The organism is Pedobacter aquatilis (assembly GCF_030409415.1).
Classification (GTDB): Bacteria; Bacteroidota; Bacteroidia; order Sphingobacteriales; family Sphingobacteriaceae; genus Pedobacter; species Pedobacter aquatilis.
On sequence record NZ_JAUFPW010000014.1, the window covers coordinates 1 to 23,983 of the forward strand.

18 protein-coding genes are annotated in these 23,983 nt (G+C 37.3%); 1 reads left to right on the forward strand and 17 read right to left on the reverse strand.

What is annotated here, in order from left to right; translation table 11 throughout:
* Positions 1-359 precede the first annotated feature (359 nt).
* The 7 genes from QWY86_RS08500 to sucD all read right to left on the reverse strand — a co-directional run bounded on the left by QWY86_RS08500 (position 360) and on the right by sucD (position 7,671).
* A complete protein-coding gene (locus tag QWY86_RS08500; RefSeq protein WP_353958909.1) occupies positions 360-593 on the reverse strand; it encodes a cysteine-rich CWC family protein in 234 nt (77 codons plus the stop codon).
* Positions 594-926: 333 nt separating this feature from the next.
* Positions 927-3,311 carry a ribonucleoside-diphosphate reductase subunit alpha gene (locus QWY86_RS08505; RefSeq protein ID WP_290240875.1) on the reverse strand — a complete coding sequence of 795 codons (2,385 nt, stop codon included), beginning with the start codon at positions 3,309-3,311 and terminating at the stop codon, positions 927-929.
* Between the two features lie 144 nt (positions 3,312-3,455).
* Positions 3,456-4,427 (reverse strand): ribonucleoside-diphosphate reductase small subunit, encoded by a 972-nt coding sequence (locus QWY86_RS08510; RefSeq protein WP_290240877.1) that lies wholly within the window; start codon positions 4,425-4,427, stop codon positions 3,456-3,458.
* 454 nt (positions 4,428-4,881) lie between these two features.
* Positions 4,882-5,262: a septal ring lytic transglycosylase RlpA family protein gene (locus QWY86_RS08515; RefSeq protein WP_290240879.1), complete on the reverse strand. Its 381-nt coding sequence runs from the start codon at positions 5,260-5,262 to the stop codon at positions 4,882-4,884.
* A 222-nt stretch (positions 5,263-5,484) separates the two neighbouring features.
* On the reverse strand, positions 5,485-5,988 hold the full coding sequence (locus QWY86_RS08520; protein ID WP_290240881.1) for a methionine-R-sulfoxide reductase: 504 nt from the start codon (positions 5,986-5,988) through the stop codon (positions 5,485-5,487).
* 243 nt (positions 5,989-6,231) lie between these two features.
* A complete protein-coding gene (locus QWY86_RS08525) occupies positions 6,232-6,492 on the reverse strand; it encodes a GxxExxY protein (protein WP_290240935.1) in 261 nt (86 codons plus the stop codon).
* A 306-nt stretch (positions 6,493-6,798) separates the two neighbouring features.
* Complete coding sequence (gene sucD, locus QWY86_RS08530; RefSeq protein WP_290240883.1) at positions 6,799-7,671, reverse strand: succinate--CoA ligase subunit alpha; 873 nt, start codon at positions 7,669-7,671, stop codon at positions 6,799-6,801.
* A gap of 395 nt (positions 7,672-8,066) precedes the next feature.
* On the opposite strand from sucD, the gene QWY86_RS08535 reads away from it, so the two are divergent.
* On the forward strand, positions 8,067-8,492 hold the full coding sequence (locus QWY86_RS08535) for a cupin domain-containing protein (RefSeq protein ID WP_290240885.1): 426 nt from the start codon (positions 8,067-8,069) through the stop codon (positions 8,490-8,492).
* Between the two features lie 945 nt (positions 8,493-9,437).
* Here the strand turns inward: QWY86_RS08535 and rlmF are convergent.
* From rlmF to QWY86_RS08585, 10 genes are all read right to left on the reverse strand, one after another.
* Positions 9,438-10,433 (reverse strand): 23S rRNA (adenine(1618)-N(6))-methyltransferase RlmF, encoded by a 996-nt coding sequence (gene rlmF, locus QWY86_RS08540; RefSeq protein WP_290240887.1) that lies wholly within the window; start codon positions 10,431-10,433, stop codon positions 9,438-9,440.
* Positions 10,434-10,647: 214 nt separating this feature from the next.
* On the reverse strand, positions 10,648-11,916 hold the full coding sequence (gene dctA, locus QWY86_RS08545; RefSeq protein WP_290240889.1) for a C4-dicarboxylate transporter DctA: 1,269 nt from the start codon (positions 11,914-11,916) through the stop codon (positions 10,648-10,650).
* 418 nt (positions 11,917-12,334) lie between these two features.
* On the reverse strand, positions 12,335-13,168 hold the full coding sequence (locus QWY86_RS08550; protein WP_290240891.1) for a cyanophycinase: 834 nt from the start codon (positions 13,166-13,168) through the stop codon (positions 12,335-12,337).
* Positions 13,168-14,193 (reverse strand): isoaspartyl peptidase/L-asparaginase family protein, encoded by a 1,026-nt coding sequence (locus QWY86_RS08555; RefSeq protein WP_290240893.1) that lies wholly within the window; start codon positions 14,191-14,193, stop codon positions 13,168-13,170. Before QWY86_RS08555 ends, QWY86_RS08550 begins: the two co-directional genes overlap by 1 nt.
* Positions 14,194-14,196: 3 nt before the next feature.
* Complete coding sequence (locus tag QWY86_RS08560; protein WP_290240894.1) at positions 14,197-15,288, reverse strand: cyanophycinase; 1,092 nt, start codon at positions 15,286-15,288, stop codon at positions 14,197-14,199.
* 137 nt (positions 15,289-15,425) lie between these two features.
* Positions 15,426-16,817 (reverse strand): RagB/SusD family nutrient uptake outer membrane protein, encoded by a 1,392-nt coding sequence (locus tag QWY86_RS08565; protein WP_290240896.1) that lies wholly within the window; start codon positions 16,815-16,817, stop codon positions 15,426-15,428.
* An 11-nt stretch (positions 16,818-16,828) separates the two neighbouring features.
* On the reverse strand, positions 16,829-20,227 hold the full coding sequence (locus QWY86_RS08570) for a SusC/RagA family TonB-linked outer membrane protein (RefSeq protein ID WP_290240898.1): 3,399 nt from the start codon (positions 20,225-20,227) through the stop codon (positions 16,829-16,831).
* Between the two features lie 67 nt (positions 20,228-20,294).
* The gene (locus QWY86_RS08575; protein ID WP_290240901.1) at positions 20,295-21,476 is read right to left on the reverse strand and encodes a FecR family protein; all 1,182 of its coding nucleotides are present in this window, start codon (positions 21,474-21,476) and stop codon (positions 20,295-20,297) included.
* Positions 21,477-21,538: 62 nt separating this feature from the next.
* Positions 21,539-22,126 carry an RNA polymerase sigma factor gene (locus QWY86_RS08580; RefSeq protein ID WP_290240903.1) on the reverse strand — a complete coding sequence of 196 codons (588 nt, stop codon included), beginning with the start codon at positions 22,124-22,126 and terminating at the stop codon, positions 21,539-21,541.
* Between the two features lie 36 nt (positions 22,127-22,162).
* Complete coding sequence (locus QWY86_RS08585; RefSeq protein WP_290240905.1) at positions 22,163-23,935, reverse strand: ABC transporter ATP-binding protein; 1,773 nt, start codon at positions 23,933-23,935, stop codon at positions 22,163-22,165.
* Positions 23,936-23,983 lie beyond the last annotated feature (48 nt).

A 23,983-nucleotide genomic window follows, 5' to 3' on the forward strand; every position in this document is an offset into this window, starting at 1 on the left:
CTATGTTTGTTGATGTCATGGGGGTTGTTTCGAAAGCACAAAGGAACTGTTTTTACAGTTCCTTACCCTATGATTCCCTTAAGTTAATGACATTGGGGGTTGGGGTGGTCAAACTTCCCCAAGAACCACAAAACGTTGTTATTTAAACCAGACAGCAGCGGAAATACTTTTAAAAAAGCAACAACCCTAAATATGCTGTAGTGGCAGAAGTTCTTTTTTAAAGATTGAAGCGAATGGCTCCGAAGGAGTGCCTTTGGCACGGGACTGTTGCAAACGAAAAGCACAGAAACTTGCTTTTCAATTTATATTAAAATACTTATGAGGATGCTTCGACAAGCTCAGCATGACAGACGACATATTTAAACCCCTATCTCTTCTCTGTACTCCTGTTGTAATTCGAATAAACATTTGGCACATAAACAACCATCGTATAATTCTGAAATGTATTGCACTTCGTTTATGCTCAACTGCACTACACTACATTGACATTTGGTGTAAGAGTTTGCCTTGCATTCAATAGCCGTTCCGCATCTTTCGCAGGGAATGATTTCGTGCTTGCTATGTTTGTAGTCGTTCATTTGTTCAATGGTCATTCGTTCATTGGTATTTGGCGCATTAAAAAATAATGAACCAATGGCTGATGAGCTATTTAACTAAACACGAAAATAAGGACAAAAAATAAGGTTTTGAGCGTTTGCCCAAAACCTTACGATATTATTAGATTCGTCACTCTGAACTTGTTTCAGAGTCTTGTTTAATGAGATGCTGAAATAAATTTACTCCGTAGCTTTCCGCTTTGCTCTAGGTCAGCATGACGATTATGCCAAGATTGCTTCGTGCCTCGCAATGACGGCAAGATGTTGAGCCTTTTCGCTTTAATCTTTGCTCCTTGCTCTTTTATCCTTACTCTTTTATCCTTGTTCTTTCTAACCCGAACAGCTAATACAGCCTTCTTCCATTGAACAAACAGGTCCGTCCACGATTTCTTCTGCAACTTGGTCTTGGGTCATTTCAGCAGGGATAACCGCCTCAATAGCCTTACCGCCTTGGTTTTCTACTGTAAATTTAACCGCTTGCGATGCTGCTTGCGTACGTAAATAGTACATACCGGTTTTCAAGCCTTTCTCCCATGCGTAAAAGTGCATTGAAGTTAGTTTCGAAGTATTTGGCGCATTTACAAACAAGTTTAACGATTGCGATTGGCAGATATAAGCACCACGGTCGGCAGCCATATCGATGATATTACGCATTTTAATTTCCCAAACTGTTTTGTACAATTCTTTGATATAATCTGGAATTGATGGAATAGCCTGGATTGAACCGTTAGCCAATATGATTTGGTTTTTCATATCGTTGTTCCATAAACCTAGCGCTACTAAATCTTTTAATAAGTGTTTGTTTACCACCACAAACTCTCCACTTAATACACGACGAGTGTAAATGTTTGAAGTATATGGCTCGAAGCATTCGTTGTTACCCAAGATTTGAGAAGTAGATGCAGTTGGCATTGGCGCAACCAATAACGAGTTGTACACACCATCCTTAACTACTTTCTTGCGCAAAGCATTCCAATCCCAACGACCGCTATCTGGTGTTACATTCCATAAATCGAATTGGAACTGACCTTTTGATAATGGAGAACCTTTGAACGTTTGGTAAGGACCATGTTTCACCGCTAAATCGTTCGAAGCCGTCATCGAAGCGAAATAAATCGTTTCGAAAATATCTTTATTTAAACGCTTTGCCTCATCACTTTCGAAAGGTAAACGCAATAAAATAAAAGCATCAGCCAAACCTTGTACACCTAAACCAACCGGGCGGTGACGCATGTTTGAGTTTTCAGCTTCCTGAACCGGGTAATAGTTATGGTCGATGATTTTATTCAGGTTTAATGTTGCCTGATAAGTTACATCGTATAGTTTTTGGTGGTCGAAAGCACCGTTGATTACAAAACGAGGCAATGCTAACGATGCTAAGTTACAAACCGCAACCTCATCTTTAGACGTGTACTCGATAATCTCCGTACATAAGTTAGACGACTTAATGGTACCTAAGTTCTGTTGGTTAGATTTGCTGTTCGCTGCATCTTTAAACAACATATAAGGTGTACCTGTTTCAATTTGCGAATCTAAAATGGCAAACCAAAGTTCTTGTGCTTTAATGGTTTTACGTCCGCGACCTTCAGTCTCGTATTTAGTATACAATTCTTCAAATTCTTTACCGAAACAATCTGCCAAGCCTGGTGCTTCATGTGGGCAGAATAATGTCCAATCGCCGTTATCTTTAACACGTTGCATAAACAAATCGTTTATCCAAAGGGCATAAAATAAATCACGGGCACGCATTTCTTCTTTACCGTGGTTTTTACGCAGGTCTAAGAATTCAAAAACATCTGCATGCCATGGCTCTAAATAAATAGCGAAAGCACCTTTACGTTTACCTCCACCTTGGTCTACATAACGAGCGGTATCGTTAAATACACGTAACATTGGGATAATACCGTTACTTGTACCATTTGTACCACCAATGTACGAACCTGTTGCACGAATGTTGTGAATGCTTAAACCAATACCGCCAGCACTTTGAGAAATTTTAGCGGTTTGTTTTAATGTATCATAAATCCCTTCGATGCTATCATCTTGCATGGTTAACAAAAAGCACGACGACATTTGAGGTTTTGGAGTAGCCGCATTGAATAATGTTGGCGTAGCATGCGTAAACCAACGCTCACTCATTAAATTATACGTTTTAATTGCACTTTCGATATCTTCTTTGTGAATACCAACAGAAACACGCATAAACAAATGCTGAGGACGTTCAACAATTTTACCGTTTACTTTTAGCAGATAAGATTTTTCTAATGTTTTAAAACCGAAATAATCGAAACCGAAATCACGGTCGTAAATGATAGAACTATCTAAAATATCAGCGTTTTTCTCAATAATCCCATAAACATCATCAGCGATAAGCGGAGCAGCCTTTTGCGCTTTCGGGTCGAAATATTCGTACAACATTTTCATCGTACCCGAGAATGATTTGGTAGTGTTTTTGTGCAAGTTAGAAACCGCGATACGCGATGCTAACAAAGCATAATCAGGGTGTTTTGTCGTTAACGATGCAGCAGTTTCTGCAGCAAGGTTATCTAACTCTGATGTAGTTACACCATCATATAAACCTTCGATAACCTTTTTGGCAACATCGATTGGGTCTACAAGGTCTGAATTTAAACTATAGCACAACTTTTGAATACGAGCTGTGATTTTGTCAAATTGTACCGGCTCTTTCCGGCCATCTCTTTTTAGTACGAACATAGGTTATGAGATTTAATTTTAGTATCAAGTAGCGAGTATCAAGTATCAAGACTTAACCTTTCGCATTTATAATTTTATTTTTTAGTATCAGTATTGAGTATCAGATATCAAGACCTTAAGCCTTACACCTTTAAACCTTCAACCTTAGAAGTCTTCATCTAAAGAAAACGCCTGTGCTTTATTATCAGCAGATGTTAATACACCACTTTTTTGATAATCACCAACACGCTTTTCGAAGAAATTGGTTTTTCCCTGCAAAGAAATCATTTCCATAAAATCGAATGGATTGGTTGCATTGTAGATTTTTTTGTAGCCTAATTCTTGTAACCATCTATCGGCAACGAATTCGATATATTGACTCATTAATTTTGCATTCATACCAATTAAGGCAACCGGTAATGCATCGGTAACAAATTCCTTTTCAATTTCAACCGCATCGCTGATGATGGAATGCACTTGCTCTTCACTCAATTTATTGCTTAACATGCTGTACAATAAACAAGCAAATTCGCAATGAGCACCTTCATCTCTAGAGATTAACTCGTTACTGAAAGTTAAGCCCGGCATTAAACCGCGTTTCTTTAACCAAAATATAGAACAGAAACTTCCGCTGAAGAAAATACCTTCAACTGCTGCAAATGCAACTAAACGTTCTGCAAAAGTTCCATTGTCAATCCAACGCAAAGCCCATTCAGCTTTTCTTTTTACTGCCGGAACCGTATCAATAGCATGGAATAAGCGGTCCTTTTCTTCAGGATCCTTAATGTAGGTATCAATTAACAGGGCGTAGGTTTCAGCATGAATATTCTCCATCATAATCTGAAAGCCATAGAAACAACGAGCCTCAGGCAACTGCACTTCACTCATGAAGTTAACGGCCAAGTTTTCGTTTACAATACCATCACTAGCAGAAAAGAAAGCAAGGATGTGAGAAATGAAATGTCTTTCGCCATCATTTAGGTTATCCCAGTGTTTCTGGTCATCAGAAAGGTCGATTTCTTCCGCCGTCCAGAAACTGGCTTCGGTTTTTTTATACATTTCCCAAATTGCCGGATATTTTATCGGCAATAACACAAATCTGTCTTTGTTTTCTTGTAGTAATAATTCCTGTTCCATACGCTGATGTTTTTTACTTCATTTTAAACAGAGCCGACAAAACCACGCATCCATCAATTTTATATGATGATTGAAATGTTCCTTATCAAAACTCTAAAGTGAAAAGTGCTAACCTCGTCGCCTTGCAAACAACGTAATTTTTAGTTAGGTAAATTTAAAATTTGTATCTGAGAGATATGCTTGTAAATTACTAAAAACTAAGCTTTTGTATTTGTTTTCTAGCGCAAGAAGTTGAAGAACTTTGTTAGAACAAATATATATACGAAGCCTATTTTTAGTGAATCAAAGTTGTTAACACTAGCACAGATCTGGTGGAGAAATCAATCAGCTAAATATCATTTTCAATTAAAAAAAAAGCTAATTGTTTAATTTCAAGGGTTTAGCAAACAAAAAATAGTGTTAATAACTTAAATTTCGAGAGTAAATTGAGTCGAAATTAGAGCTAAAAGGAATGTTACTCAACAGTATAGCTAAGTTCTACTCTGCCAACACCTTTACGGTAGATTCCAATCTTTTTTGCAGCACTTTCAGATAAATCAATGGCAAGTTTTTTTGAGAATGGACCTCTATCATTTACTCTAACTACGACAGATTTTCCATTATCAGGATTGGTTACCGTAATCATTGTACCGAATGGTAGTGTACGGTGTGCAGCTGTGTATTTTTTAGCTCTGTATTTTGCACCGCTAGTGGTTCGGCGACCTTCGAATTTTCTGTGGTAGTATGTTGCAAGGACTGTTTTTTTGATACTATCTGGCTCGTTTACCGACTCAGTTTTTTGGGCATTGCTCTGCAAAAACAGGAAACAAAAACTTAATAACAGAAAATACTTCATAGGCTAAATTTTAATTATCGAGCCTGCAAATATAAGCATTTAGTTTATAATCAATAAATTGTGGAAAAGTTGCTGTTTTGAAACCTTATTTTTGACGGCAAAAAATACCTGTTCAGCATCTTCAATCGGGCACTTTTGTAGAGAAATAAATCTAAGTTCTGCCAACAAAAAAAGGCGTACAACTTTCGCTGTACACCTCTACCTAACCCTACTACATCAACCTTATTTTTTATCGGGCACGAAATTCATCGATATAGAATTTACACAATGACGGGTGTCTTTATTGGTAAATCCCTCACCTAAAAATACGTGACCTAAATGCGCTCCACAATTTGCGCAAACAATTTCTGTACGTGAACCATCAGCATCAGGAATTCTTTTCACTGCACCTTTAATTTCATCATCAAAAGCAGGCCATCCGCAACGGGCATCAAACTTGCTTTCTGAACGATACAAAGGCGCATCACAACGCTTGCAAGTATAGGTTCCCTTTTCAGTTGTATGTTCATATTTTCCTGTACCAGGATATTCTGTGCCTTTATTAACAATTACTCTCTCTTCTTCGGGTGTCAATGGATTCCAGTTCATTTTCTTTTTTTGTGTTATTTGAGGTGTGCCCTGCGCAGGTTTTGTTTCTTTTTTCTCTTGCTTTTGAGCACAAGCAGAGAGACTTGTAATTAAAACAACCGCAGAAAGCAAAAATAGTTTATTTAACATCGTTCTCATAAATCAATATACGGTATAAATTTGAATTTGGTTTGCTGGTTTAGTGGTTTGTCTTAGTGTTTACAAAGGGATGATATTTTAAAGTATTTTGCCACGGAAACAAAGAAAACACAGAATTAGTTTTAAAGAATAAGTGCAGAAATCATTTTTGCCACGGAAACACAGAAGACACAGAATTAGTTTTAAAGAATAAGTGCAGAAATCATTCTGCCACGGAAACACAGAAGACACAGAATTAGTTTTTTAAAGAATAACACGTCTAATTTCCAAAGTTGTTTTACCAAAGTTTAAAACTAAGCCAACTTTGCATTCAGAGCATTTTAAATAATTTATAGCCTGAGCCAAATCTTCATTCGCAATACCACTTTTAGCTTTAATTTCCAGGATAACAGAATCAAAAATTATAAAATCAGCATGAAAACTATGAGGCAATAAAATATCTTTATAATAAACAGGATAATGTTTTTCTCGCTCGAAGAAATATCCACGGCTTTCCAACTCAATACAAAGGGCATCCTTCTAAACAATCTCCAAAAATCCACTACCTAAATGTTTGTGAACATCAATTGCTGCATTAATAATTAAATCGGTTTCATTTTTATAGGGAAGATTATCTTGTCTTATTTGATAATCCATAAAAAATAATATTAACTAATCTAACGAAAATCTCAATAGTTCTCTCTTTTTTCTTTTCCGTGTATTCCGTGTTTCCGTGGCAATAAAAATACAGCCTTATGTTTCCGTGGCAACAAACAAAAAAAGCGTCCCGAACTTAATCGAAACGCTTTCCTTTATATAGATTTTATAGTCTTACTTCGCTAATTCCTCTGCCATTGCAGCACCAATTTCAGCCGGGCTTTCTACTACACGAATACCACACTCACGCATGATTTTCATTTTAGCAGCAGCAGTATCATCAGCACCGCCTACAATTGCACCAGCGTGACCCATTCTACGTCCAGCAGGAGCAGTTTGACCAGCGATGAAACCAACAACAGGCTTAGTACCGTTTTCTTTAATCCAACGAGCAGCTTCCGCTTCCATTCCACCGCCAATTTCACCAATCATGATGATACCGTGAGTTTCAGGGTCGTTCATTAACAATTTAACCGCTTCAACAGTTGGCGTACCAATAATTGGGTCGCCACCGATACCGATAGCTGTAGTAATACCTAAACCAGCTTTAACAACCTGGTCTACCGCTTCGTAAGTTAAAGTTCCTGATTTTGAAACCACACCAACGTGACCTTTTTTGAAGATAAAACCTGGCATAATACCAATTTTAGCCTCATCAGCAGTAATTACACCAGGGCAATTCGGGCCAATAAGCGTAACATCACGATCAGAAATATATTCTTTAACCTGAATCATATCCTTAGTTGGGATACCTTCGGTAATACACACAATCACTTTAATACCACCTTCGGCAGCTTCCATAATCGCATCAGCCGCAAAAGCCGGTGGAACGAAAATGATAGATACATTTGCTCCTGTTTTATCAACAGCATCTTTAACAGTATTAAAAACAGGCTTATCCAAATGTAATTGTCCACCTTTGCCAGGCGTTACACCACCAACTACGTTTGTACCATACGCCAACATTTGTTCTGCGTGGTAAGTTCCTTCGTTTCCGGTAAAACCCTGAACGATAACCTTAGAATCTTTATTTACTAAAACGCTCATGTATCAATTTTTTTTGTGCAAATCTAATATTATTGAGTGGAAAGTCAAACCTAAAATCATATTATTTAAGCCATTTTTTCAAGAAAACGTTAGGATTTACATTATGGCAACCTCAGCCCTGCTTTGCACTACAATCTTTTACCCCTAAATCCCCTGAAGGGGACTTTGCAATAGCCCCTTTAGGGGTTGGGGTAAAAGTATTTTCGTTGTAATCAGGTTTATTTAACAAAGTTGATACGCCTTTGGCAACAGCAACCAAAACGCCTAAATTTACTTGAAAAGCAGAAAGCAGAAAACAGAAAGCTGAAAGACCAAAGCTGAAAGCACAAAGACCAAAGCAGAAAGACCAAAGCGCAAAAGCTAAAGCTTAGAGCGAAAAACTAAGTAAAAAACGAATGATACATAAACTATTAACTATAGTATTTTTAATCACGATATTTTCTATATCGGCAGCAAAGGCACAAACTAGTGATACCAGTAAATATATTTTGCAAAATGATATTGAAGTAGCTAAAACAGAGCCTGGAACACACAAGGGCGGTGGTGAAACTATAGGTTACAACTTCTTTGCTGAAGCCAAAAACCTTAAAACTGCTTTCAGAAAGAGAACACTTAAACCCGGTTCATCTATAGGTTATCATTTGCAAAAGGAAGACGAAATTTATTACGTTTTAAGTGGCAATGGGATAATGCAAATGAATGGCAAAACATTTCCTGTTAAACCTGGCGACGCCATTTTAACACGGCCTGGAAGTTCGCATGGTATTGCGCCAAACGCAGATAATGATTTGGTGATTATGATAGTTTATGAGAAGAAATAATTTAGGGAAATTGTTTAGTTGTTTGGTTGGTTAGTTGGTTAGTTGGTTAGTTGGTTAGTTGGTTAGTTGGTTAGTTGGTTAGTTGGTTAGTTGGTTAGTTGGTTAGTTGGTTAGTTGGTTAGTAGAAATTGTTTAATTGCTGAATTGTTTAGCCTTTTAGTATAAAAGATTTAATAAATGTCACCTTGAGCGTAGTCGAAAGGCATTTGGAAGACCACTAAATTGATTGCTGATTAATTAAAGGCTAATTCCTAAATATGATTTTCAGCAACCTTATCCTTAACTTCATACATCTAAATCCTCAGTGAGTCCGCGGTAAGTCCGCCTTTGTTCGGGAAAATGTGGAGTATTGCCGGATTATCTGAACCTTTAATATGGCTAAGGTACTAATAAGCTATTGCTAAGCTATGCCTCATCCCCGAATCATCCTGCAATGTAGGTTACCTGATGAAACAGTTTATCTAATATCAGTCTTAGTTTATCGAAAACCCTTTTGAAATTCTTACTGGAACAAGTTACCGTTGAGGTTATTCCAGCGGTCGTCATGGCGAAGTTGGATTTGCGTGAGCTGAAGCAATCTTATCAGTAATCTTTTAAATGAGAATGCTTTCCCGATATTCGGGACTGGCTGTTCCTCGCAATGACGAGCGCTCCAAAGCGTCATTTATATTGATTTTATAAAATAAATTAGCCTAAACTTAATAACCTAACTTTAAAAATAAATTTTAACTGTGGGTTTTAAAAACCTTGTATAGTAGCATCTGCCTGTGTTAAATAAACCGGATTGAAGTGGTATACTTTGAAGCACGAGCTTAAAAGATTGCCACGTCGTTCCTCCTCGCAATGACGAACTTAGTAATGGTATACATTGCAAAAAGATACAAACAAAAAGCCGGACTAACTTTAAAAGTTCATCCGGCTTTGCTTTACTAATTATTTTGAGTTTTAAGCTTTGACTTCAGGTTTTGCACTTTCGCTTTTCCAACCTTTTGCCCATTCTGCTTGTGCTGCATCATCTTTGTACGTCCAGGCTACAAAACGGCTAATCTTTTGCCCCTGACTCATTTGTACCGTTCTAACTTCGAATGCATTTGCCTTAATTAAAGTATTGTAAATGCTTTTTAAGTTGGCACTTTTTGATACCAGGGAGGTAAACCACAAAACCTGATTTTTAATTTGCTCGCTTTGGATAATCATTTGCTCTACAAAAGCACGCTCACCACCTGGGCACCAAAGTTCGGCTTTGTTGCCACCGAAGTTTAGAACGTGTTTCACTTCCTTTTCGTTTCCACCGAGGTTGCGCCATTTTTGACGGGTTCCTTGCTCCGCCTCTTTTAAGGAAGCATGAAATGGAGGGTTACAAACTATCGCATCAAAACGTTCGGTTCTGCCAACTATACCTCTAAAAATACCCATTTTTGAGCCTTGCTGACGAATCTCGATTGCACCTTGCAAAGGCTTATTTGCTTCGATAATGCGTTTTGCCGATTCGACAGAAAGTGGGTCGATTTCTGAGCCTACAAAACTCCAACCATATTCCTGATGACCGATAATTGGGTAAATACAGTTTGCACCAACACCAATATCAAGTACATTTACATTTGCTCCCTTTGGGTTTTTCCCTTTATTACTTGACCCTAATAAATCGGCAACATAATGGATATAATCTGCTCTACCCGGAATTGGCGGACATAGAAAATCTTTAGGAATATCCCATTGAGAGATATTATAATATTGCTTAAGTAACGCTCTGTTTAAAGCTTTAACAGCACTTTGGTCGGCAAAATCAATTGAATCATCGTTATGCTCGTTCTTAAAAACGAAACGTTTTAATTCTTTAGAGTTTGCGGTAAGTTGTTTGAAATTGTAACGCGAACGGTGCTTGTTGCGTGGGTGTAACTCGCTTTTTTCCTTGCGGTTATTTTGTTCTTCTTGAGCCAATGTGATTTGGTTTAACTAAACAAGCTGTGTTGCCTGTTTCTGCTACAAAGGTAGGGAAAAGAGTTGGTTTATCTGTTGTCTGTTGCGGGTTATGAGTTTACCCGTTTAAGCGCATATTCATATTTTCTTAGGAAGTGGCCCTAAAAAGATATGTGGGTTATGGCAACTTTGTTATTTACGGGCTGTCTTAAAACCCGCAACTAGTAACTCACAACTAATTTTCTTCATTTCTCTCAATCGTAGCAGGCTGGATTGCCTTTAAATACTTCGCTTCATCAAACTGATTTTCGCTTTTAGCGATAACAATTGTGGCAACACCATTGCCGATAACATTCGTAATTGCCCTGGCTTCGCTCATAAATCTATCTACACCGATTAATATTGAAATGTGTTCAATTGGCATAATTTTAAGTGCCGTTAAGGTAGAAACCAACACAATAAACCCACTTCCTGTAACGCCTGCCGCACCTTTTGAGGTAACCATTAATACGCCCAAAACCGTAATTTGCTGCCCCAGCGATAAATCGACATGAAAAACCTGGCAAAGAAATATTACTGCCATGGCTAAATAAATAGCTGTTCCATCTAAATTAAAAGAATAACCTGTTGGGATAACCAAACCAACAACAGATTTATTGCAACCGATGGCTTCCATTTTTTGCATCATGCTTGGCAAAGCAGATTCGGAAGATGATGTACCCAAAACAATTAAAATTTCTTGTCGGATGTATTTTAAGTATTGCCAAAGGCTAAATTTATAATAGCGACAGATGCCGTTCAGGATTACAAAAATGAATAAAATACAGGTAAGATAAACCGAACCCATTAATTTTGCCATCCCGAAAATACTTTGTAAACCATGCGTACCGATGCTAAAGGCCATTCCGCCAAAAGCGCCAATGGGTGCTAAACGCATAATTACCTTCATAATTTTGAACAATACTTTCGATATTTTATCAAAAGCATTTAATACCGAAGTACCTTCTCCGCCCAGTTTATTTAAGCCATAACCAAAAAGAATTGCGAATAATAAAATTTGCAGGATATTCCCTTCAGCGAAGGCTGCCATTACATTATGAGGAATGATATGTAGAAAAAACTCGGCCCAATTCATGTCTTTAGCTTGTTCGGCATAACCGGTAATTTTGGTAGCATCGCCTGCTTTCGCCACAACTCCAGCACCGGGTTTTAAAACATTGGCGACTAACAAACCAACTGCAATGGCCACTGTACTTACAATTTCGAAATACAATAAAGCCTTTCCGCCCACTCTGCCAACTTTTTTCATATCGCCCATATGGGCAATTCCTAAAACAATTGTGAAAAAGATAATTGGCGCAATTAACATGCTTATCAGGTTTATAAAGCCCTGGCTTATCAGCTTAGCGGTTGGTGCAAATTCGGGAAAATAAGTCCCTACAAGTATGCCAATGGTAATTGCAATTAATACCTGAAAGGTTAAATTGGAAAGGATTGATTTCATTTATATGTTTTGAAGAATGAAATATAGGGTAATTTTTGCTTATCGGCAAAGAATAATATGGTCAGAAGTCGTTGCTCTAGTGAATATTGGAATACCTTATGCTATTAACAGCTCGGCAGTATTTCGAAAGTTTTAAGAAAATTGTTTGTTTTATGAAAATGCTGCTGGTAATGAAGATAAGTTTTTGGAAATGAAAGTTGAGCTTTAATGGCGGAATGCAGTCCCGCCAACCACTTTATTTCGCTGCGCTCCATGCTCGTTTTTGTCGGGTTTAGGTACAAAGGTTTTTGCATAAAAAACCCTCTCAATAGCATTATTTAAAACGGTTAGGATTGCGAAAGCCGAAGCAATCTAATAGCAAAAGAGATTGCTTCGTACCTCGCAATGACGACAGCCTGGAACAGTAGAACTAAAATATTTACGGCTTAATGTCGATTACATCCCCATCGGTAAAAATGCCAAATTCGGCTTTGGTAAATTTCAATAATCCCTTATCGGTTTTCTTTAAGTCTTGCGGATTTGCAATTCTAATCACCTGACTTTGGCCGGCGACCGTTGCTTTATTGCCATGAACGATAATTGCAGTGCTTTCGTCAATTCCAACACCAACCATATCTGGATGAGCCGCCAAGGCAGAAATTAAGCGATTGTACCGGTTACGTTTCAGAAAGTGTTGGTCGATAATGGTATTTTCCAGCAAGCCCATACCTTGAGAAAACTCAATATTTTTATCCCAGAGCTTATTGAAAGTTTCTTTATAAACGCTATCTAAAAGCTGTGTCCCGGTAATCATATACTTACTCATAACCGCAGCCCCTGCACTTGTACCTGCAATGGTTGAACCATTTTTGGAAGCCTTGTGGATCGCATCGTAAACAGGAGTATTCAAAACAACTTTCATAAAACGGCTTTGGTCGCCACCTAAAATGTAAATCAGCTTTGCATTGCTTAATGAATCAATCCACTTTTTATCATTTACATCGTGCTTGGCGAAATTGAAATTTCTGATAACGCGATTGTCGAGCTTTTTTATTTGTTTAGAAAAAAACTCAAATCCTTCATCCGGAACTTCACTCGACATTGGCAGGACAATGATGTAATCTTTGGGCGTTAATTTTGCAGTATGAAGCATTTTCTGCATCAATTCATCAGAACGATTTCCGCCACCAATAATGAATAAACTGCCTTTGTTTTGCGCAAACGTAGCAAATGTGCAGGTAAATAGAATCAGCGATAAAACTAGTTTTCTCATTATTTATAGATACTTACTTCGATTTTACCATCAGCTGTAATTGCACCTCGGTACATACCTTCAGTGTTAAAAGGCATCGACATATTTCCTTTTTTGTCAAGCGCAATTAAGCCACCATCTCCGCCCATTTTACCAACATTTTCAATGGCAATTTTTGAAGCTGCATCAACTGACAAACCTTTGTATTCCATTAAATCGGAAATGGTTTTGGCCACTACGTTACGAATATAAAATTCGCCCCAACCCGTGCAAGAAATACCTGCGGTTTCATTGTTGCAATAGGTACCAGCGCCAATAATTGGTGCATCACCAACACGACCATATTTTTTGTTGGTCATGCCGCCTGTAGAAGTGCCCGCAGCTAAATTCCCTGCCTTATCTAAAGCTACGCAACCAACCGTTCCAAATTTATAATCGTGGTTTTTGCTGCCCAAAAGCTCAGATTTTTTACTACCATGATCTAAAACTGCTTTTGTAGAATCTTCTTTTATAGCCTGTTGCAAACCATCCCAACGTTCTTTAGTCCAATAATATTTTGGGTCTACAATTTCCAAACCTGCATCCTTTGCAAATGAATCTGCACCTGCACCCACCATCATTACATGTTCTGATTTTTCCATTACAGCTCTGGCGGCAGAGATTGGATTTTTAACCGTAGTTACGCCTGCAACTGCTCCAGCCATTAACGTTTTGCCATCCATGATTGCAGCATCCAATTCATTTTTTCCATCGTGTGTAAAAACGGCGCCTTTACCTGCATTAAAATGCGGATCATTTTCTAAAACATGAATGGTGGCTTCAACGGCATCTAAACTTGTTTTTCCGGCCTGAATTTTTGCATAACCCACCTTTAAAGCTTCGGTTAAAACTTTAACATATTCAGCTTCCTTTTCTGGAGTCATATTCTTTTTTAAGATTGTTCCGGCACCGCCATGAATAACCATAACATATTTTTTCTGCTGCGCAGAAACATTTAATACCCAAGCAGATAGAAATAGTACTGCAATTAATTTTAATGCTTTCATTTTTTATTGATCTTTTTTATTTAGAACTCCATTATCTATCCACCACCAATACCATTTTCCACCTGTGGCTTCACTCGCCTTAAAGTTAGCAACATTAAAATTACCACCACCATTTACAGATGCAGGAATTTCATAAACTGAAACTGCTTTTTGGTTGTTACTCCAAATTGCCTTTTTATTAGCTTCCATTTGCTCTGGCTGTTTGCCTTCATCAGAAATTAAAAAATAGGCATAACTATAAGGACGGCTTGCTGAAAAATCGCCAAAAACCTGTGCTTTTCCATCTTTATCAATACATACTGCTGTTCTTTCATCAGCTGCAATTGCTTTTGCTGCTACTTTCCAATCTTTATTTATCCTACCCAAAAAAATTGCGGATCTACCTTCTCTATCTCGAGTTAAATAATGTTGATCGGTAATCACATTTTGTAAATAAGGTGCTTTAAGAAAATCATTGTTGTACAAAGTAACATTTGAATCGTAAGGATTTGCCAAAGCTTGTGCAGAAGTTAAACCACCGGTTTCACCACTGTAGTAAAAGCCACCTAAAATAGCACAACCTGCACTTGTACCACCAACTGGCGCTTTTTTATCGTTCAGAAGAAAATTTAAGGCTTGCTCCGTTTTTGTTCCTTTCCAATACCTCATATAATCAGATTGATCTCCACCAGCAATAAATACCATTTCTGCATTACGAATAATGTAAGCAACAGTATCATTATTTGCCAGTTCTTTCGAATTGATTAACAAAGTTTCAACAGAGTTTACAGCACCTAAACCATTAATGTAAGGATTATAAGCATCAGTTCCGGTAGCGCGTAAAATAACAACATCGCCCCTACCGCTCTTTTCTATCATCCATTTAAAGGCTGCATCAACGTCAGTTCCTCCCCCCATTAAAACCATCCCACCATTTGTAGTTTTTACCACATTGCTGCTATCACCTACAATACCAATTGATGCGGGTCTGCGTTTTGCAACTGGTGTTGTTCCTCCACCGCCAGTTGTAGGTGAAGTAGGCGAAACCGAAGTCTTGCCACAACCCATACCTGAAAAGCAATATACCATCAGCAGGATAAAGAATGTTTGTTTCATATTTAAAGGTTTAATGAGGCTTTATCAAAATTCGATTTGTCAGCCTGAGCTTGCCAAAGGTTAAGAGATATATTTATTTCTGTTTCGACAAGCTCAGCATGACAAATGCAATAACTTATTGCAAAGCCTTACAATTATTAATAACCCGGATTTTGGACTGTATTTTTATTTACCGAAATTTCTAATGCAGGTAACGGAAGCGAGTATTGTGCCTGTGTAACTGGTAATGTTACAGCTCCAGAAGCATTTACAGCATCAGCAGCTAACCTAACCACAGGTAAATTTCTTCTTTTCAAATCGTAAAACCTATGGCCTTCGAAAGCAAGTTCTTTGTAACGCTCTTCTATAATAGCTGCAATCAAAGCTGGTTTATCAGCAAAGGTTGCATTGGTATAACCATTAATACGAGCGCTACGTAAAGCATTTAAATCGCCTGCTGCATCGCCGGTAGATTCTGCCTCGGCTTCTGCCTTGATCAAATACATTTCTCCGGTACGGAATAATTTGATATCAGTTAATCCCGGTGCTGTTGATGTACCGCCAATGTATTTATTAACCAAATATTGAGATCTTGTACCCGTTCTGGTTGCATCAAACCTGATGTAAGCAGTGTAACGTAAATCATTAACCTTATCGAAAGTATTAATCAATTTAAAAGCAGGTGCATATAAAACAATGCCACCAGTTTGGCGAAAATAAAAATCTCCAACTCTCGAATCGGTTGTTCCAACTCGTTTTGCTTTCCAAATCACTTCATTTTCATTTGCATCAGTCCAAATACCAGGAAACTGGGCTTTAGTTGCAAGTGGATAAGCAGCGATTGCTTCATTAGAATAAGTTATTGCTTCGGCCCAGTTTTTTTCATACAAAGCAAGCCTAGCCTGAATTGCAGAAACAGCAACCCTTGTAATTCTTGTTCTATCTGTAAATGTAGTTGGGATTAAACCCTTTGCGGCAACTAAATCAGATTTAGCATTTGCCACAACAACTTCGAAATTATCTCTTGCAGGATAAGAAATTGTTGAACTTTTCATGTATGGAACGCCTAATGCGCCGGTTTGATAAGCCGATGCATAATTGCGTAATAGTTCGAAGTGAAAATAAGCACGTAAAGCCAAAAGTTCGCCGCGATATCTGTTGCCCGTAGCTAAGACACTACCAGTCAAAGTTAGCGCATCAAGACCCGTAATTGTTCTATTTACTCTATCAATTGCGGTATAATAACTTGCATAAAGCGAAGTTACAGAACCATTGCCTGCAGTATATAACCACCTGAAAGCGTCACTATTGCCAACTGTGTTTTCTGTAGGAAACGTTGCTTCATCAGAAACCGTTGAAACCAAACTTATCGGTGTATAATCTACGAGCGCATACGCACCCAATAAGCCTAAATTAATATCATTTATGTTTCTAAATGCCTTATCAGGAGATATAGTATCGGTTGGAGTTAAATCCAATTTTGTACATGACGATGTAAGCACTAACAACGAAAATATAAGTACGTATTTTTGATATATTTTATTAATCATTGCTATAATTATTAAAAGTTAACATTTAAACCTGCAGTGTACGTTCTGGTGTTTGGATATTGAAAACGACCGTAAACTGCATTATTTTCAGGATCTAATCCCCTCCATTTTGTCCAGGTAAACAAATTCTGTCCTTGAACAAAGATTTTAACACCTTTAATGATTTTAGTTTTTTCTAAAATTGATTTCGGGATAGCATAACCGATGTTCACATTTCTTAACCTTAAGAAAGAAGCATCCTGAATATCTTTTGATGTAAAGTTTCTAGGAATATCGAATTTTTGAAGGATTGCATCATTACCAGAATCCCCCGGAACCTGCCATCTGTTTTCTAACATTCTAACGCTTTGATTACTGGTTGCATAGCGCTGATTTTCGTTATAAAAATCTTCATTATTCCAACGCATAACGTTTGATACGAAAGAAAATAGTGCCGAAGCCGTAATTCCCTTATAACTTAATGAAGTGTTAAAACCACCAGTAAAAGTTGGATATAAACTACCAGAGTTGGTTGTACTTTGCGTATTTACATTGTAAGTTGTGGTAATGCTTCCATCAAGATTGTAGTATTGTGCTTCTCCTGTTTGAGGATTTACACCTGCCCAATCCGGAGCAAAATAAGTTCCATAAGGTAAGCCTACTTTTAAAATACGACTGTCTCCATCAGGATATGAATCGGTAATATCAGTTACATGAAGAATTTTGTTTTTATTGTAACCAGCATTAACTCCAACAGACCATAAGAAATTATTTGTTTTGATAACATCACCATTAACTTCAAATTCAATACCTCTGTTTCTCATTTTTCCAGAACTTAAGCTAAGTAAAGAGAAACCCGAAGTTGCCGATGGTGGTTGGTCGATAAACATATTGGTTGTCAATCTGTAGTAATAATCTGTAGCAATACGTAATCTGTTTTTGAATATTGCTAAATCGAAACCCACGTTAGATTCTTTTACATATTCCCAATCGTAATCCGCATTACCCGCAGCTGATGGTCTGATAGCAGCAACGCCCCCATAAGATGTTCCAACCGTGTAAGTTGGCAAATAAGTAAAGTCGCCACCAAATGGACTTGCTGTAATGCCGTAACTCGCTCTAACTCTTAAATCATTAATAAAATCATTATTCTTTAAAAATTCTTCGCCTTTTGCATTCCAGTTAGCGCCAAACGAATAGAAGCCATGCCATTTATTTTCTGGTGCAACTCTTGTAGAACCATCATAACGATAACTTGCTGTAGCAGTATATTTATTATCAAAAGTGTAACGGGCAACACCCATAAACGAAGCTAAAGCACTTTTAGTTTTACCACCTGTTGTTGAAGGTAAAAACACTGCACTATTAGTTGCTCCTGCCGGAGTTTCTGGTAAGCGACCATCTATACCGTACGCACTAAAGCCAAAAGAATTATAGTTATTATAAACATATTCATAAAAAGCTGAAGCCTCGAAATCATGAACATCATTAAACTTTTTGGCAAAAGTTAATCCGGTTGTTGATATGATGTTGAAGTTTCTTCTGCTTGCATCTGTTAAACGACCTCTTCCACCTAATGTATTTGCAACACTTCTCGATCCATAATAAGAATCAGGATTAATAAATTGCTGGTCAGTTGACTGGCGATAATCTATACCTGCCCTGGTTGTTATTTTTAACTCAGGTAAAATCTGGTAAGCAAAAGCCGTACTAATGATTGATTTTAATTGATCAGTTTTATCTGATGAATTTAACAAACGTTCTAATGCTTGACTACCCTCCCTTTGATCTAAAATAAAATATTGAGACCTATTACCCGGATGAACCAAAGTTCCATCAAAAGCGTAAGGGTTTTCGTATGGCAAAGCATAATAAACTGATGCCATTGCTGTACCTGCACCAGTTCCGCCTTCGCCTTCGGTAAAGCTAGATTGAGAATAACCCAAAGATAAATTCACACTACCGCTGAATTTATCATCTTTAAAATCCAAGTTACTTCTTAGTGAATAACGGTCCAAACCGGTACGTTTAGCTACACCTTCCTGGCTGTAATAATTTAAGGAATTGTAGAAACGTAAATTTTCATTTCCACCGCTAATGCTTACCTGTTGCTCCTGGAATTTTCCTCTCTGGAAGAAAATATCTCTCCAATCTGTGTTAATTCTTTTTAAACTATCGATGATAAAATCTGCTCTTGCTCTTGTTGTTGCAGTTCCTGCAGCATAGGTTGGGTTTTTAGGAGAATATGTCCAGCCGGGGCCAATATTACGACCAAAACTTGCACCAATTTCTTCTTCAAATTGCAAGCGTTGTTCCGTATTCATCATGGTAAAGTTTGGTCGGCTTAAATTAGAGAAACCATATTGCGAGGTATAATTAACCGCTAATTTACCAGCTTTACCTTTTTTGGTTGTTAAAACAATTACACCGTTTGAACCTCTTGAGCCATAAAGTGCTTTAGCTGATGCATCTTTCAAAACCGTTGCCGATTCAATATCTTCAGGATTGATGGTTTGAAAATAACCAGCTTCGATTGGCACACCATCTAAAACATATAAAGGTGTAGATGAACCGTTTACACTACCAATACCACGAATTACAACTGCTGCACTTTGACCAGGCTGACCAGAAGTAGAAATTACACTCATACCTGGAACACGACCTTGCAAAATCTGGTCAACTGTTAAACCTGGAACCGTGTTAATTTTTTCTGCTGTAACCAATGATGCCGCATTTGCAGATTGAGTTTTCGTATAATTGGTGTAGCCAGTTACCACAATATCACTTAACGTTCCGGCAGATGGCATTAATTTTAAAGCCCCCAATTGTGCTTTAGCTAAAACTTCTCTATCAGCATAGCCGATGTAAGAGACAACTAAAATTGCGTTTTCATCTACATTTCTGATAGAGAAATTACCATTATTGTCTGTGGCGTAAATTGCAGATTGGCCCTTAATGCGAACCGAAGCGCCCGGCATTGGATTCCCTGCTTCATCAACAATTTTACCTGTAACATCAATAGCTTTTACCAGCTCATTATTATTTGCTTTTGGAAAAATTAAGATGGTATTTTCTTTAATTTCCCAACCAAAAGGTTGCGATTTTAAAGCTTGAGTTAATACATCAGAAAGTTCTGCATTTTTTAAATCTATTGTTACCGGTTTAGATTTTTGCTGAATTAAATCGGTATCGTACAAAAAGAAATAACCAGTTTGGCGTTTAATTTCCTTTAGAATTTTTACCAGGGGTGTATTTTTCTGACTAATATTTATGCGTTGAGAAAATGCATTGGCACTGACCTGCATACATAAAACGATCATTATGAAAATAAAAAGTTTCATAGCCCTAAGAAATTGATGGTTAAAATAATTTGGAGCAAAACCGTTGTGTTTATCCTCCGCGGCTTTACTACTTCGAGTGTAAAAATTCATACATTCAGTTTGGTTTAAAGGTTAAATTGATTAGTTATTTGGCATTTTTGCCATCTATTTGGTTAGTTTATTTTTCTGTTAAAACTTTGAGTTTTCTTCCTTCCTCTAATTGGAACTTAATGTTTCCAGTTTTCTCGAGCATTTTTAATACTTCAGATAATTTTGATTTTCTTGGCACCATTCCGTTAAACCGCTTAGCTGGAACATCCGAGTAGTCGATTTTAATATCATACCATCTTTCCAACTGACTTAGAATAACTTTCAGTTGCGAATCGTTAAACTGGAATAATCCGTTTTTCCAGGCAGTTTCATCATCGGTATCAACATCTGCAGCGATTTTAATTGATGCTTCTCCGCCAATACCACTTATTGCCTGTTCACCAGGCTTTAAAGTTTTAGAAAATTTTAGATTGCTAACCTTCACGCTCCCCTCTAACAAGGTTGTTTTAACCGTATTATCATCTAAATAACTGTTGATATTGAAATGCGTACCCAATACTTCTACGTTTTGGTTCTGACTTACAACATGAAAAGGCATCGACTTATTTTTTGCAACTTCAAAGTATGCTTCGCCTGTTAGCACAACCAAACGTTGCTTGCCGGTAAATGCTTCTGGATATTTTAGGGATGATGCTGCATTAAGCCAAACCCTGCTGCCATCCGGCAAAATAACTTGATACTGGCCACCTCTTGGCGTTGAAATTGTATTGTAGGCTATATTTTTATGCTGGTTTAAAAGGCTATTGTTTACAATTGTGTAAACCAATTGCCCATCTTTTTCTTTTGAAATTCTGATTCCGTCCTGGTCGCTAATATCCGATGAAGTATTTTCATCCAAAACCACTTTAGAGCCATCAGCTAAAGTTAGTATCGCTTTGTTCTTTCCTGGCAAAATATCTAAATGCTTTCTTTGAGCTTGGGTAGTTGCTAAAAGTTTGGATGTTTTATTGATTTGGAAATAGTAGATACCTGTAAAAATCAGAACAAGTGCGGCCGCTGCAGAAATATATTTGTATAAGGGAGATATCCTTGTTTTTTTATTGTGCGCAATTTTTTCTTTGATTGCTTCAAAGTTTAACTGCTCCAGATTTTTTATGTCCTCCGCCGGATTTATATCAGAGCTTTCATCTGTTTTACCTAAAAAATTGTAATATTCTTCGATAAACTGAATTTCATCGGCATTTGCTTTACCTGATAAATAACGTTCAACAATTTTTTCTAAATCTTTTCGGTTAGGAAATGAATTCATTTTTTCCGGTTTTTATATACTATGTACCGGATGCAAGGAAATCTCCCAAAAAAGAAAACAAATTATTTTAAAAGAGTGAAATAGGCGGCTACAAGAATCAAAATCATATGCGTTAATCGGAATTTAAGCGCATGTGTGGCTGTTGTTAATTGATTTTGAACGGTTTTTTGTGAAACATTTAATTCTACAGCGATTTTTGCTGTAGATAAACCTTCAAAATAATGGAGCAAAAAGATTTTTCGTCGCTTTTCTGGAAGTGCCTTTATGAAAAGTTCAATTAACAAACGAGCTTCCTTTTCCAATAATTCTCCATCTGTTTGCAAAGGAGAAATTAACTTCTGCTCGAATGTACTACTGAATAAATTGTGCTTACTGCCTTTGCTAATTTGCTTTAGAACCTGAAAACGAACGGCTGTGTGCAAGTAAGCTAAAGGTTTTTGCAAATCGAGCTCTGCTTTTCTATTCCATAAATCGGCGAAAACATTCTGAATAATATCCTGACATTTCTCTTTTTCGGGCAAACGTTTGTAAGCTGCATTGTAAAGTTCAGCCCAATAAAGTTTATAGATTTTGCCAAATGCAGCCTCGTCTCCTTTCCTTAATAGGTCAAAAAGTACATTATCGTTTTCACAATTTCTCGAGGCTTCCAAATGATTAGGTTTGTTGGGAAACCAAACATAGTCATTTTAAGGGCTTTTAGCAATACCTTCTGATGAGAATTGCAAGTCGTAAAGCTTTTTGTAATAACCATTTAGCCTTAACAATTCCTGGTGTGTACCTTTCTCCTTAATTTCGCCTTTATCAAGCACAATAATTTGATTGGCCTTCTGGATGGTTGAAAGGCGATGGGCAATTACAATAGAAGTTCTGCCATCCATTAAATTGTCAATGGCCTTTTGAATCAATAATTCAGTTTCTGTATCAACAGATGAGGTGGCTTCATCTAAAACTAAAATTGCCGGATTGTGTACTAAAGCCCGAATGAAAGAAATTAGCTGTGCTTGTCCGGCAGAAAGGGTTGAACCTCTTTCCATTACATTGTATTGATAACCACCTGGTAAACGCTCAATAAAATCATGAGCACCAACCTTTTTAGCGGCATTAACCACTTCCTCAATAGTAATTTTTGGATTGTTTAAGGTGATGTTATTTAAAATCGTATCCGAAAAAAGGAAAACATCTTGTAAAACGGTTGCGATGTTACTACGCAAATAATTCAATTCTATATCATGAATATCTAAGCCATCAACCGTAATTTCACCTTTTTTAACTTCGTAAAAACGGTTTAAAATATTTATGGTTGAAGATTTGCCAGCGCCGGTTGCACCAACCAAGGCCACGGTTTCGCCAGCTTTTACCTCAAAAGATAAATCCTTTAAAACATAGTTATCATCATTATAAGCAAACCAAACATTTTTAAATTTGATGTTACCCTCTAGTTTTTCAGGAGCAAGTTTTCCATGATTTGGTGTTTTTTCATCCGTATCTAAAACCTTAAAAACGCGTTCAGCTCCAACCATACCCATTTGCAGGGTATTAAATTTATCCGCCAGTTGGCGAATTGGGGTAAAAACCATTCCTAAATACATGATGAATTGTGTGATGGTTCCAGGTGTCACATCAAGTGGTTTAGCTAAAATACTTTTTGAACCATACCAAATTAATAAACCTAGCGACATGGCAGAGATTAACTCAACAACCGGAAAAAAGATGGAATAATACCAGTTTGAGCGAATATTTGCATCGCGATAGCGCTTATTTATAGCATAAAACTTTTTGTACTCTTGTCGCTCACGGGCAAAATATTGAACAATTGAAACACCGGTTATGTGCTCTTGTAAAAAGGTATTCAGATTGGAAACTTCGTTTCTGATTTCCTGAAAGGCAACTTTAATAGCTTTCTGAAATTTTCTGGTTGCAATTATCAAAAGCGGAATCGGCAAAAGCACTACCAAACTCAACTCCCAATCGGTAAGCAACATTACGCCAACAATTACTACAATTTGCAGCGAATCGCCAATCATGGAGATTAACCCTTCTGAAAATATATCGGCAATGGTTTCTAAATCAGAAACAGTTCTGGTAATTAATTGACCAATGGGGGTTTTATCGAAATATTTTAAGCGTAACTGGGTAATGTGATTAAAAACGTTAATTCTCAGATCGCGGATAACGGATTGCCCCAAAGTATTGGTTAATAAAGTATGGCTATATTGAATAAGCGATTGCAAAATCAGCATAAAAACCATGAGCATTGTCATGTTTACCAAGCCGCTGTAATTGCCTGTTAAAATATAATTATCAAGCGTAAATTTAATAAGAAATGGGCGAACTGGAGAAATTGCCGCAAGTAACACCGTTAATATTACCGACCAGACAAAAATAGCACGATATGGCTTTACGTATTGAAAAATACGTTTCAGCAATCCTGTGTTATATACGTCGCCTGTTACTGCCATTTATTTTAATTTGGAATGAATTATTAATTTTTAATGAGTGAATTTTGA